Source organism: Streptomyces zhihengii (assembly GCF_016919245.1).
Lineage (GTDB): Bacteria > Actinomycetota > Actinomycetes > Streptomycetales > Streptomycetaceae > Streptomyces > Streptomyces zhihengii.
In genome coordinates, this window is record NZ_JAFEJA010000001.1 from 1,344,493 (window position 1) to 1,357,501 (window position 13,009).

Here is a 13,009-nt window from a genome sequence, read left to right on the forward strand (position 1 = left end):
TGAGGGGCGGGATCGGGGAGCGCCGCGGGCGGCGGTTCAGGAGCGCGCGGGGGCGTGCTCCGCGGCCGGTCCGAGACCGGCCAGCCGCAGCAGCAGGGACTTCACTTCGGTGGCCGCGACGCGGCCGTTCACGGCGTGGGGGGTGGAGCACAGGACGAGCGGACCTTCGTCGTCGCTCGCCGGGAGGCGGCCGTGGCTGCCGCGGATGGGCGAGGGGTCCAGCGGCACGACGGCGAGCCGGTAGCGCATGCCGACCTTCTTGCGGGCGATCGCCGCGGCGGCCTTCAGCCGCACATAGGGGTCTTCCGGGTCCATGAACAGCTCGACCGGGTCGTAGCCGGGTTTGCGGTGGATCTCGACGAGCTGCGCGAAGTCGGGCGCGCGGGCGTCGTCGAGCCAGTAGTAGTAGGTGAACCAGGCGTCCGGGTCGGCGACGGCGACGAGTTCGCCCGAGCGCGGGTGGTCGAGGCCGTGCGCCTTCTTGCCCTCGTCGTCCAGGAGCAGGTCGACGCCCGGCAGGGAGGCCAGCACCTCGCGGGTGGCCTCCAGGTCCTCGGGACTGCGCACGTAGACATGGGCGAGCTGGTGGTCGGCGACGGCGAAGGCGCGGGACGCCATCGGGTCGAGGTACTCCATGCCGTCCTGGGTGTGGACCTCCAGGAGTCCGGCCCGCCGCAGGGCCCGGTTGATGTCCACCGGGCGGCTCACCCGGGTGATGCCGTACTCGGACAGGGCGACGACCGTGCGCCCTTCGCGCCGGGCGTCGTCGAGCAGCGGGCCGATGACGGTGTCCAGCTCCGCCGCGGCCCGGTGCGAGCGCGGGTCGTCGGGGCCGTAGCGCTGGAGGTCGTAGTCGAGGTGGGGCAGGTAGCACAGGGTGAGGTCGGGCCGGCGGGTGCGCATGATGTGGCGGGTGGCGTCGGCGATCCACCGGCTGGAGACGATGCCGGCGCCCGGTCCCCAGAAGTGGAACAGGGGGAACGTGCCGAACTCCGCGGTGAGTTCGTCGTGGAGCTCGGGCGGGCGGGTGTAGCAGTCGGGCTCCTTGCGGCCGTCGGCGTAGTAGACGGGGCGGGGGGTGACGGTGATGTCGGTGTCGGCGCCCATCGCGTACCACCAGCAGATGTTGGCGACGGTGTAGCCGGGGTGGGCGCGCCGGGCGGCGTCCCAGATCTTGTCGCCGGAGACCAGCCCGTTGTGCTGGCGCCACAGCAGGACGTCGCCGAGTTCCCTGAAGTACCAGCCGTTGGCGACGATGCCGTGCTCGGCGGGGAGGGTGCCGGTGAGGAAGGTGGACTGGGCGGCGCAGGTGACCGCGGGCAGGACGGTCGACAGCGGGGAGCGCGAGCCCGCGTCCGCGAGGGCCCTCAGGTTTGGCATGTGGTCGAGGAGCCGGGGGGTGAGGCCGACGACGTCCAGGACGAGCAGCGGGGTCGGGCTCCGGGTGCCGTCGGCGGGGGTGCCGCCGGTGCCGTCGGTGAGGTGGCTCATGGCAGCTCCTTGAGTCCGAGGTCGGTCAGCAGGTCGCGGGCCAGGGTGAGTTCGGCGGCGATGCCGTCGGCGAGCTGGGTGCGGTTGCGGGGCCGCAGCTCGGGCGGGAGCGCCTGCCAGGTGTAGGTCTCGACCTCCAGGTGGCGGGTGCGGGGGGCCGGCCCGCCGACGAGCAGCGCCAGGGTCTCCGTGAGGACCGGCAGTGTGGAGGTGAGCGGCGGGGCGGGCGGGGCGTGCAGGGGGACGTGGAAGTGGGAGCGCCAGGGGCTCCCGTCGGGCAGGGCCGCGCCGCCGACCGCCTCGGCCAGGTCGTCGGTGCCGCGCAGCCCGGCCGCGGTGCTGGTGCGGGTCTGGTGCAGGAAGCGGGGTTCGGCGAAGGCGGCGAGGGCCTCGCGGACCTCGGGCAGGTGCGGGTGCTCGGCGTGCAGGGCGGCGGAGAGCTGGGCCTTCGGGACGGAGACGCCCGCGTCGGCGAGCGCGGTGAGCGCCGTGCGCGGGTCCTCGAAGGAGGTCGCCAGATGGCAGGTGTCGACGCAGACGCCGATGCGGTGCGGGGCGCCGACGGCCGTGATCGGGGCGATGGCGTCGGCCGTGGTCTCCACGGTGCAGCCGGGCTCCGGTTCCAGGGCGATCCGGATGGATCTGCCGGTCAGCTCCTGGAGGGCGTCGAGGCGTTCGGCGAGGGTGGCCAGGGCGGCGCGGGCGGTCTCGGCCCGGTCCGCGCCGAAGTCCGTGCGCCAGGCGAGCGGGAGGGTGGAGACGCTGCCCTCGGTGACGTCGTCGGGCAGCAGGGCGGCGAGCAGCCGGGCCAGGTCGGTGGTGTGGGCGAGGCGCTCCGGGTCCGTCCAGTCCGGCCGGTAGACGCGGTACTTGACCTCCTCGGCGCCGAAGCCCTCGTAGGGGAAGCCGTTGAGGGTGACGACCTCCAGTCCTCTGCGCTCCAGCTCCGCGCGCAGTCCGCGCAGCGCGGCGGGGTCGTTGATCAGGGCGTGGGCGGCGTCCCTGGCGAGCCACAGGCCGATGCCGAGCCGGTCGCGGCCGAGGCGGCGGCGGACCGGTTCGCAGTGGTCGCGGAGCTGGGCGAGGACGCCTTCGAGGGTCTCGGCCGGGTGGACGTTGGTGCAGTAGGAGAGATGGACGACGGACCCGTCGGGGTGGCGGAAGCGCATCCGGGGGACCTCATTCCCCGCCGCGGAGGATGGAGTTCCCCTCGTGCAGGGCGCCCTGTGGCGGCGGGACGTCGAGCTGGAGCCGCCCGCTGAGGCCGTAGAACGCGACGGGGTTGCGCCACAGCACCTTGTCGACGTCGTCCTCGCCGAAGCCGGCGGCGAGCATCGCGTCGGCGACCTTGCGGGTCTTGAGGGGGTCGCTCCTGCCCCAGTCCGCGGCGGAGTTCACCAGGATCCGGTCCGTCCCGTACGTCCTGAGCACGGCGACCATCCGGTCCTCGTCCATCTTGGTGTCGGGGTAGATGGAGAAGCCGAGCCAGCAGCCGCTGTCCACCGCGTGCTTCACCGTCGTCTCGTTGAGGTGGTCGACGAGGACGCGTTCGGTGGCGAGGTCGGACTCGCGCACCACGTCGAGGGTGCGGTGGAGTCCGGCGAGTTTGTCGCGGTGCGGGGTGTGGACGAGGGCGGGGAGCCCGTGGTCGGCGGCGAGCTGGAGCTGCGCGGCCAGCGCGGTGTCCTCGGCGGGGGTCATGGAGTCGTAGCCGATCTCGCCGACGGCGACGACGGAGTCCTTGACCAGGTAGCGGGGCAGCGCGTCGAGCACGGGGGTGCAGCGGGGGTCGTTCGCCTCCTTGGGGTTGAGCGCGAGGGTGCAGTGGTGGGCGATGCCGTACTGGGCGGCGCGGAAGGGCTCCCAGCCGAGGAGGGCGTCGAAGTAGTCGAAGAAGCTGGCCGGGGAGGTGCGCGGCTGCCCGAGCCAGAAGGAGGGCTCCACCAGGGCGCGGACCCCGGCCGCGTACATGGCCTGGTAGTCGTCGGTGGTGCGGGAGGTCATGTGGATGTGGGGGTCGAAGATGCGCATCAGGACTCCTCGGACCGCGGGGGCGTCGTGGTGGCCAGGGCGAGCACCCGGTCCAGGTCGTGGGGGACGGTTCGGCCTGCTGCCGTGCGTTCGGCGGCGTAGTCGGTGAGCATGCGGGCCAGGTCGGCGTCGCCGCGGGCGCGGCGCTCCAGGGCGGCGACGGCGTCCACGGGCACCTCGGTGAACAGGCACTTGAGGAGGGCGTGCCGCCAGGCGTGCCGGTCGAGGTGGATGGCCGCGTAGGGGCCGACGGCCGCGGCGACGAGCCGGGTGTCGTTGGTGCGCAGCGCGTCGTCGACGAGGGGCAGGGCCTGGGGGCCGGGGACGAGGTGGGGCAGGGCGTGGAGCACCGCGAGGCGTTCGGCGGCACTGCCCTGGCGGTAGAGGCGGGTGAGGGTGTCCAGGTCCGCCCGCGCCTCGGTCAGCAGCAGGACGCGGACGGCGTCGGCGCTGCGGCTGCCGCAGTGCCGCCCGGCGGCGGCGAACCGCAGCTCCCAGCTCCGGACGGTGTACGGGGAGGAGCCGGCCGGCGGCGCCCCGGCGGCGCCGGCCGCCTCGGCGACGGCGTCCGCGAGCCAGGCGCGGGCGGTGTCGTCGAGGTGCGCGCCGAGAGCTTCGGGGGTGGGGGCAGCGGGGGCGGGGCCCGGGGCCGTCGGTGTGCCGGGCGGAGGTGTGGTGGTCATGCGTCCGGGGCTCCCTTCGGTGCCGGCGCGCGGAGGAACTCGATGGACCGGCGGGCGAGTTCGGGGCCCGCGTGGGAGTGGCGCGGGAGCTCGACGACGGTCAGGCCCCGGTAGCCGCTCTCGGCGAGGGCGTCGAGGACGGGCGGGAAGTCGATCTCGCCGTCGCCGAACGGCAGGTGCTCGTGGACTCCGCGCCGCATGTCCTCGATCTGCACGTGCCGGAGCCAGGGCGCCGCGGCGCGCACGCAGTCGGCCGGTGACGCGGGCTCCAGGCACTGGCAGTGGCCGATGTCGAGGGTCAGGCCGAGGGGCGTGGGGTTGCCCATCACCGTGCGCAGATGGTGGAAGTCGTCGAGGGTGGCGAGGAGATGACCGGGCTCCGGTTCGACGGCGAGGGGCACGCCGGCGGCCGCGGCGGCGTCGACGACGGGCCACAGCGCCTCCTCCAGCCGCTTCCAGGCGGTGCCCGGGTCGGTGCCGGGCGGGGTGATGCCGCTGAAGCAGTGCACGGCGTGGGCGCCGAGGTCCGCGGCGGTGCGCACGGCCGTCACGAGCAGCGCGGTGCGGGCGGCGCGGCCGTCGGGGTCGGGGTCCAGCAGCGACGGGCCGTGCTTGCGGCGCGGATCGAGCACGTAGCGCGCTCCGGTCTCGACGGTGGCGGTGAGCCCGAGCTCGCCCAGCCGGCGGGCCACCCGGGCGGTGCGGGCCGGCAGGTCCGGGGCGAGGGGGTCGAGGTGCATGTGGTCGAGGGTGAGGCCGACGCCGTCGTAGCCGAGGTCGGCGAGGAGGCCGAGGGCGTCGTCCAGCCGGAGGTCGGTGAGTCCGTTGGTGCCGTAGCCGAAGCGGAGCGGGGAGGGGGGCGCGGTGCTCATGTGGGACTCACCTTTCGTGCGAGGCGGCGGGCGAGCGGGACGAGACCCATCACCGCCAGCCCGGTCGTGGCCGCCCCGGACCGGGCGGCGAGGGCGGCCTGGAGCGGGATCATGGCCCGGATCCCGCCGCCGACGGCGCGCTGGGTGAGCTGCGGGGACGGGTTCAGCGCGGCGTGCAGGAACGGGCGGGCGGCGGTGCGTGCGTAGGCGGCCGCGAGCAGCGCCCCGGCGACCCGCCCGGCCTCCGGGCCTCCGGGGCCGTCGCGGTGGCGCGCCGCGAACCCGGCGACCGCGGCCGCCGCCGCGAGCGCGGCCAGCGGCGCGCGCGTCGACCCGCCGTGCACCTCGTGCCGCGACACGGCGGTCACGGCGTACGTGTGCACCCCGAGCACCCCTGCGGCGGGCAGGGCTTCCCGAAGCGCGCGGAGCAGCCCCTCGGCGGGGGCGGCGGCGCTCGCGGGTGCCGCCCCCGGGCTGGGGGCGGGGACCGTGGGTCCTGCCCCGGCGCGGACCGCGGCTCCCGGTCGGCGGGCGGAGGACGTGACGGGGAGACCCCCGGCCCGCGCGGACGCCGACGAGGCAGCCGCGAGCCCCGCCCCGCCGCCGGAGCGTCCCGCGCCGCCCTGGGCAGACAACGTTGCCGTGGCGCCGAGGAGGAGGTCGAGTGCGCGGGCGGTGGCCATGGCCGCGGGGCCGGCGGGGGTGTGCTTGAGGCGGAGGTCGTAGGCCCAGACCGTCGCGGAGAGTGCGGTGGCGACCGCCAGGGCGGGGCGCCCCGCGCGGGCGGCGAGGGTGAGGCCGGCGGCGGTGAGCACCCCGGCGGCGACCAGGGCGTGCCGTGGGGCGATCCGGCCGGAGGGGACGGGGCGGTGGGGGCGCTCGGCGGCGTCCTCCTCGCGGTCCGCCCAGTCGTTGAGCGCCATGCCCGCCTCGTAGAGGCACAGCGAGGCGCCGACGGCCAGGGCCGTGCCCCGGCCGGGGCGCGCACCGACGGCGGCGGCACCGGCGAGGGCGTCGCCGGGGACGCTGAACAGGGCGGACACGCGCAGCAGTTCGGCCCACGCGCGGAGCCGTTCACGTGCCCCTTGCGGGGCGGGCGCGGGAGGTACCTCCGCTCCGGCACCGCGCGCCGCGCCCGGCTGCCGCCGGGTGGCGGGGAGGTCCGGGCCGTGGGACCGGGCCTGCGCACCGGCGGGCGCGGGGACGCCGGGCCCGGCGTCCGCGAGCGCACCGCCGTCGGCGGCCGGCACGCCGGCACCGGCGTCCGTCGGAATCCGTGCCCCGGTCGTGGCCTCCCCCGGCTGCCGCCCGGTGGCCCCACGGGGCCCGCCCGGCAGCGCGTCGTCCGGGCCCGGCGCTGAGAGGCCCGGCGCGGCCGGTCCCGGCGCGCCCGGCCGCGGGCCCGAGCCCGGCGCGGGGGCCCTGGTCGGCGTGGGGTAGCCGGTCACCACGGAGGTCCCGGTCACCGCGGAAGTACCGGTCGCTGAAGAGGCTGCGGAGGCCGCGGCGGACGCCCCGCGCCCCAGGCGCAGGAGCAGGGTCCGGATCACCGGGCCTCCCGGAGGCGGGTAGCGAAGGCGAGGAGCGCGGTGAACTGGTCGGACAGGCCTGCGGGGCCGCCGTCGGGGTCCTTGAAGTAGAAGCCCAGTTCGGGGAGGGGCCCCGTGATGCCGGCCTCGTGGGCGCGGGCGAGGAGCCGGGCGAGGTCCAGGACCAGCGGGGCGGCGAGGGCCGAGTCGCAGCCCTGCCAGATGGTCTGGAGGATCATCCGGGAGCCGAGGAAGCCGTCGAAGGCGATGTGGTCCCAGGCGGTCTTCCAGTCGCCGAGGGCGGGGACGTCGTCGATGTGGACCTCGCCCTCGGGGGTGTGCCCGAGGGTGTCGGCGAGGACGCGTTCCTTGCCGGCGTTCTTCGCGGCGGCGGCCGCCGGGTCGGCGAGCGCCGCGCCGTCCCCGCCGCCGAGCAGGTTGCTGCCGGACCAGGCCCGGACGTCGAGGGCGCGCTGGACGAACATCGGGGCGAGCACGGACCGCAGCAGGGTCTGGCCGGTCTTGCCGTCGCGGCCCGCGTGCGGAAGGCCGCTCGCCGCGACGGCGGCCGCGAGGGCCGGGCTGCGCAGCCCGGTCGAGGGGGTGAAGTTGACGTAGGGGCAGCCGGCACGGAGGGCGGCGGCGGCGTAGAGGGAGCTGGGCGGCAGGCGGTCGGCGCCGGGCTCGGGGAGCGGTTCGGTGGAGGCGACGTTGACGACGACGACGCGGGCCAGCCCGTGGCGGTCGCGGAAGGATTCGATGTCGTCGGCGAAGCGCGCGGTCAGCTCTCCGTCGGTGCGGGTGTCGCCGGCGGTCGGTCCGCCGAAACGTATCTCCTGGTCGGCGGCGTCCAGTTCGGACCGGACGGCGGAGGCCAGTCCGGCGGGGAGCACGCCCGCGCCGGTGAGGTGTTCGGCACGCTTGGGCAGCGGGCAGGACGCGGTGTCGTGGCCGCCGAAGACGAGGGAGGCCAGCGGCGGCAGGCCGGTGCCGCCGAAGGGCGGTGTCTCGGTGACCATGCCGGTGGGCGGGTGCAGTCCCGCGGTGACGGCCGCGCATCCGGCGACGGCGGTCGTCGCCACCGATCCGCGGGCTCCGACGAACCAGACTCCGGTGCGTGCCCGGTGGTCGTGGGTGACGGCGTCCTGGGTGAGGGTGTCCGTCGCGTTCCCGTCGTTCACGGGCTGCCTCCCTGCCATGTGGGTGTTCCGGTGGGGTGGAGGACGGCGGGCGGGGGGTACGGCGCCTCCCCGCCCGCCGCCGGCTCATGGGGCGGCCCCAGGGGCCTCCCGTCCGGATCCGGGCGGTGTCGCGTGCCCGGATCCGGAGGGGAGTCCGTGCCTTACGAGGGCAGCTCCTTCAGCGTGATGTCCCGGAAGGACACCTGGTCGGCGGCCCCGTGGTTCTGGATGCCGATGTAGCCGTTCTTCAGGCTGCGGGCCGGGTCGGTGTTGGTGAAGTCGTTGATCTTCACACCGTTGAGGAAGACCTGGAGCCGCTCGCCCTGGACCTTGATCTCGTAGCTGTTCCACTGGCCGGGCGGCCGCAGGACCTGGTCGCGGGCCTTGATGTTCGCCGACTTGAAGCCGTAGACGGCTCCGGTGGTGCGGTCGGCGGCGTCGGTGGCGTCGATCTGGATCTCGTAGCCGTTGTTCACGGCCGACCAGGGGTCGTCGGAGGCCGGGAAGCCGACGAAGATGCCGGAGTTGTCGTCGCCCTCCATCTTCCAGTCGAGCTTCAGGGAGTAGGACCCGAGCTCCTTGGCCTGGTACCAGAGCATGCCCATGCCGCCCACGGAGCGCAGTTCGCCGTCCACGACGTCGAACGACCCGGGTCCGGCCTGCTTCCAGCCGTCCAGCGTCTCGCCGTTGAAGATGCTCCGGTGGCCGGTGCGGGGCTTGCAGTCGGCCTTGACCTGGCCGGTGGCGTAGCGCAGTCCGCCGAGGAGGTGCTGGCGGAACGCCGGCTCGGCGTAGGACTCCTTGGTGTGGCCGCCCCCGGTGTAGAAGGAGCGTCCGCCCTCGTACGTCTGGCACCAGGCGATCGGGTGGTCGCCCTTCATCGAGCCGCCCTGGTAGGTGGTCTCGTCCAGGGTGGCCAGGACCCGGGCCTGCTCACGCGGGTTGGTGCGGTAGTTGTACCACTCGTCGGTGCGCTGCCAGGGGCCGTCGACGTGGGCCGTGGCCGGGTGGTCGTGGTCCTCGACGCGGACGGTCGCGGACTGGATCTGCGGGTGGGAGTCGAAGTAGGCGCCGACGAGGCCGCCGTAGAACTCCCAGTCGTACTCGGTGTCCGCCGCCGCGTGGACGCCCATGTAGCCGCCACCGCCGGCCACGTAGTTCTCGAAGGCCTTCTGCTGCGCGGTGTCGAGGACGTCGCCGGTGGTGGAGAGGAAGACGACGGCGTCGTAGCGGGCGAGGTTGGCGGTGGTGAACTGCCCGGCGGCCTCGGTGGCGTCGACGGTGATGCCGCTCGACGCGCCGAGCTCCTTGAGGGCGGCGACTCCGGTGGCGATGGAGTCGTGGCGGAAGCCGGCCGTCTTCGAGAAGACGAGGACCCGCTTGGCCGCGCGGTCGACGGGGGTGTCCGACAGTTCGAAGTCGTCGATGTCGTACAGCGCTCCGGATCCTCCCTTGAAGACGAGGAACAGCTCGGTGGTCTTCTTCGGCACCGAGCGCAGCGGCACCTCGATGTCCTGGAAGTTCTCCCAGCCGCCGGTCACGGGCACCGGCGCGGAGCCGAGGAGCGTGCCGTTCGCGGATCCGGTGCGCACTTCGAGGAAGCCGCCCGCCCCGCCGGAGGAGATCCGGGCCGTGAGCTTCTTGCTGCCGCCCAGGTGGTAGGGCGTGAAGGAGATCCAGTCGCCGTTGTCGATGTCGCCGACGGTGCGGCCGCCGTTGGCCGGGGCCTTGTCGTGGACCTTGACGCCCGAGGAGTCGTCGAAGTGCTCGGCCTGGCGGTGGCGGGGCTGGAGCTTGGCCTGGTCGTGGGTGGTCAGAGCGGCCTGGCCGCCGCCTCCGCCGTCGGTGTACTCCGCGTCGAAGACACCGAAGATGTCCGCGTTCGGGTCGTGTCCGCCGTCGGAGGACGTCTTGATGGTGCCGGTGCAGCCGTTGGCGGAGGTGACGGGGTGGCCGTGGCTGTCGTGGCCGAGGACGTACGTCACCTTGACCTTGGCGCAGTCGATCGCGCCGTCCTCCTTGTCGGTGACGGTCACCTTGAAGGGGATCTCGTCGCCGAAGGAGAACAGGGCCCCCTCCGCCGGCAGGTCGAGCATCACCTTGGGCGCGGTGTTGCCGACCACGACCCGGACGCTGGCGGAGCCGGTGCGGCCGGTCGGGTCCTTCGCGGTGAGGGTGGCGGTGTAGGTGCCGTTCTTCCGGTAGGTGTGGACCGGGTTCGCCGCGGTGGAGGTGGAGCCGTCGCCGAAGTCCCACGCGTAGGTGAGCGCGTCGCCGTCCGCGTCCGCGGTGCCCGCGGAGGAGAAGGAGACCTTCAGCGGCGCGGTGCCCGAGGTCTTGTCCGCGGCGGCCTCGGCGACCGGGGAGCGTCCGCCGGTGGCGTTCTCGATCCGGTAGAGGCCGGCGTTCTCGTCGCCGCCGAACCAGGCGGTGCCGTAGTCGAGGACGTACAGCGCGCCGTCCGGCCCGAAGGCCATGTCCATGATCTGGGTGCCGGTCCAGGGGACCGGGTTGATCGACTGGACGGCCCCGTCCTCGCCCTGCTCGATGCGCTTGATCCAGCGGCGGCCGAACTCGCCGGCGAAGAAGTCGCCGTCGTACTCGGCGGGGAAGGCGACCGGGGAGTCGTTCGCCGGGTCGTGGCGGTAGACCGGTCCGCCCATCGGGGACTCGGAGCCGCTGCCGAACTCGGGCACCGATCCGCCGTCGTACGGGATCCAGGCGGCCTGCGCGGGCGGCAGGTCGGTCAGGCCGGTGTTGTACGGCGAGTCGTTCTTCAGGTTCGCGCAGTCGAACGTGGCGCCGGAGGTCTTGGTGGCGAAGTCGTAGTCCACGTAGGGGTCGTTGTCACCCGTGCAGAACGGCCAGCCGAAGTTGCCGGGCCCGGTGACCCGGGCGAACTCGACCTGTCCGGCAGGCCCTCGCTTCGGGTCGGCGGCGCCGGCGTCGGGACCGTAGTCGCCGACGTAGAGGATGCCGGTCTTCCGGTCGACGCTGAAGCGGAACGGGTTCCGGAAGCCCATGGCGTAGATCTCGGGCCGGGTCTTCCCGGTGCCGGGGGCGAAGAGGTTGCCCTCGGGGACGGTGTAGGAGCCGTCCTCGGCCACCTTGATGCGCAGGATCTTGCCGCGCAGGTCGTTGGTGTTGCCGGAGGTGCGGCGGGCGTCGTAGGCGGGGTTGCGGCCCGGCCGGTCGTCGATCGGGGTGAAGCCGTCGGAGGCGAACGGGTTGGAGTCGTCACCGGTCGACAGGTAGAGGTTGCCGTCCGCGTCGAAGTCGATGTCGCCGCCGACGTGGCAGCAGATGCCGCGGGTCGCCGGGATGTCGATGACCTTCTTCTCGCTGGCGTTGTCCAGGGTGCCGTCCTCGCGGAGGAGGAAGCGCGACAGCCGGTTGACGCCGTCGAACTTCGCGAACTCCTCCGGTGTGCCCTCGTTGGGGGCGTCGCCGGCGGGGGTGTCCAGCGGGGGTGCGTAGTAGAGGTAGATCGCCCGGTTCTCGCTGAAGCCGGGGTCGAGGGCGATGCCCTGGAGGCCTTCCTCGTCGTGCGAGTAGACCGGGACGGTGCCGACGACGCGGGTGTTGCCGGCGGCGTCCGTCATCCGCAGCTCGCCGCTGCGGGAGGTGTGCAGGACGCTGCGGTCCGGCAGCACGGCGAGCGACATCGGCTCGCCGGTCTCCTCGCCGCCCTTGGCGAGGGTCACCTGCTGGAACTCGGCGGCCGCCGGGGCCGCTTCGGGGTCGGCGGCGGATGCCGCGGTCGGCGCTGAGAGGGCGAGCGATGTTGCCGCGAGGAGACTTCCGGTGAGGAGAGCGAGAGCCTTGCGGACTCCTGGCCTTGTTCTGTGCACGAATGTCCTCCGGTTGGGCCGGTCGAACGGGCGGGTTGCCGTGGAGCGCCGGGGAGGTGTGGTGTCCCCCCTGTGCCGCGCTCGCCGCGGGGATCCGGTGCGGCTCGCTCGGTCCGTCTGCGCCCTGGGGCGTCCCGTTCCGGGCTCGGTGCCGTGGAACCGGAGTGCGCCGTCACTCCTGGACCACCTGTTTCGTGTACGCGAGATGGGACGGTAGCCGGGTTCCTCCTGCTCGGAAAGGCCTTGTGCAGTGCGGAAGTTGAACTTTTACCCGCAGCAGGACAAAGCCGCGTCCGGGCAGGCCGGACCGGCCCGGCGGCTCCGGGGCCACCGGGCTCGGGCCTGCGGGTTCTACTGTTCGCCGCCCGAGAAGGCGGCGTCGAAGGAAGCGCTGGGCAGGTCGAAGTCGAACTGCTTGAGATGGGCAAGCGCTTGCGGGGCGCCGGCGAGCCGGTCCATTCCGGCGTCCTCCCACTCGACCGACACGGGCCCCTGGTAGCCGATGGAGTTCAGCATCCGGAACACGTCCTCCCAGGGCACGTCGCCGTGGCCGGCCGAGACGAAGTCCCAGCCGCGCCGCGGGTCGCCCCAGGGCAGATGGGAGCCGAGCCGCCCGTTGCGCCCGTCGAGGCGCTTGCGGGCCTCCTTGCAGTCGACGTGGTAGATCCGGTCCCGGAAGTCGTAGAGGAAGCCCACCGGGTCGAGGTCCTGCCAGACGAAGTGGCTGGGGTCGAAGTTGAGCCCGAAGGCGGGCCGGTTCCCGACGGCCTCCAGGGCGCGCTTCGTCGTCCAGTAGTCGTAGGCGATCTCGCTGGGGTGCACCTCGTGGGCGAAGCGCACGCCCTCGGTGTCGAAGACGTCGAGGATCGGGTTCCACCGCTCGGCGAAGTCCTCGTAGCCGCGCTCGATCATGCGCTCGGGCACCGGCGGGAACATGGCCACCAGATGCCAGATCGAGGAGCCGGTGAAGCCGATGACGGTGTCGACGCCGAAGGCCGCCGCCGCCCGCGCGGTGTCCTTCAGTTCCGCGGCCGCCCTGCGGCGCACCTCCTCGGGCTCCCCGTCGCCCCAGATCCGGGCGGGCAGGATGCCCTGGTGGCGCTCGTCGATCGGGTTGTCGCAGACCGCCTGGCCTACCAGGTGGTTGGAGATCGCCCAGCACTTCAGGCCGTACTTCTCCAGCAGTGCGTGCCTGCCGTCCAGGTAGGACGGGTCGGACAGCGCCTTGTCCACCTCGAAGTGGTCGCCCCAGCAGGCGAGTTCCAGACCGTCGTAGCCGAAGTCGCGCGCGAGCGCGCAGACCTCCTCCAGCGGCAGATCGGCCCACTGACCGGTGAACAGTGTGAACGGGCGTGGCATCGGACCTCCTTC

9 protein-coding genes are annotated in these 13,009 nt (G+C 73.9%); all 9 read right to left on the reverse strand.

The features are described 5' to 3' along the window. Window positions 1-36: 36 nt before the first annotated feature. Window positions 37-1,491 (reverse strand): alkaline phosphatase family protein, encoded by a 1,455-nt coding sequence (locus JE024_RS05655; protein ID WP_205372527.1) that lies wholly within the window; start codon window positions 1,489-1,491, stop codon window positions 37-39. Continuing rightward, window positions 1,488-2,660, reverse strand: coding sequence for a metabolite traffic protein EboE (gene eboE, locus JE024_RS05660; protein WP_205372528.1), 1,173 nt, complete (start codon window positions 2,658-2,660; stop codon window positions 1,488-1,490). The genes JE024_RS05655 and eboE overlap by 4 nt, the downstream gene beginning before the upstream one ends. A gap of 10 nt (window positions 2,661-2,670) precedes the next feature. After that, window positions 2,671-3,522, reverse strand: a complete 852-nt coding sequence (locus JE024_RS05665; protein WP_205372529.1) for a TatD family hydrolase — start codon at window positions 3,520-3,522, stop codon at window positions 2,671-2,673. After that, window positions 3,522-4,205 carry an EboA domain-containing protein gene (locus JE024_RS05670; RefSeq protein ID WP_205372530.1) on the reverse strand — a complete coding sequence of 228 codons (684 nt, stop codon included), beginning with the start codon at window positions 4,203-4,205 and terminating at the stop codon, window positions 3,522-3,524. The genes JE024_RS05665 and JE024_RS05670 overlap by 1 nt, the downstream gene beginning before the upstream one ends. Next, window positions 4,202-5,077: a sugar phosphate isomerase/epimerase family protein gene (locus JE024_RS05675; RefSeq protein ID WP_205372531.1), complete on the reverse strand. Its 876-nt coding sequence runs from the start codon at window positions 5,075-5,077 to the stop codon at window positions 4,202-4,204. Before JE024_RS05675 ends, JE024_RS05670 begins: the two co-directional genes overlap by 4 nt. Next, window positions 5,074-6,327 (reverse strand): SCO3242 family prenyltransferase, encoded by a 1,254-nt coding sequence (locus tag JE024_RS05680; protein ID WP_205372532.1) that lies wholly within the window; start codon window positions 6,325-6,327, stop codon window positions 5,074-5,076. Before JE024_RS05680 ends, JE024_RS05675 begins: the two co-directional genes overlap by 4 nt. A gap of 296 nt (window positions 6,328-6,623) precedes the next feature. After that, a complete protein-coding gene (locus tag JE024_RS05685) occupies window positions 6,624-7,805 on the reverse strand; it encodes an inositol-3-phosphate synthase (RefSeq protein ID WP_205372533.1) in 1,182 nt (393 codons plus the stop codon). A 143-nt stretch (window positions 7,806-7,948) separates the two neighbouring features. Further along, entirely contained in the window at window positions 7,949-11,638 is a 3,690-nt protein-coding gene (locus tag JE024_RS05690) for a ThuA domain-containing protein (protein WP_205372534.1), read from the reverse strand. A gap of 351 nt (window positions 11,639-11,989) precedes the next feature. Beyond that, entirely contained in the window at window positions 11,990-12,997 is a 1,008-nt protein-coding gene (locus tag JE024_RS05695) for a sugar phosphate isomerase/epimerase family protein (RefSeq protein WP_205372535.1), read from the reverse strand. Between the last annotated feature and the right edge of the window lie 12 nt (window positions 12,998-13,009).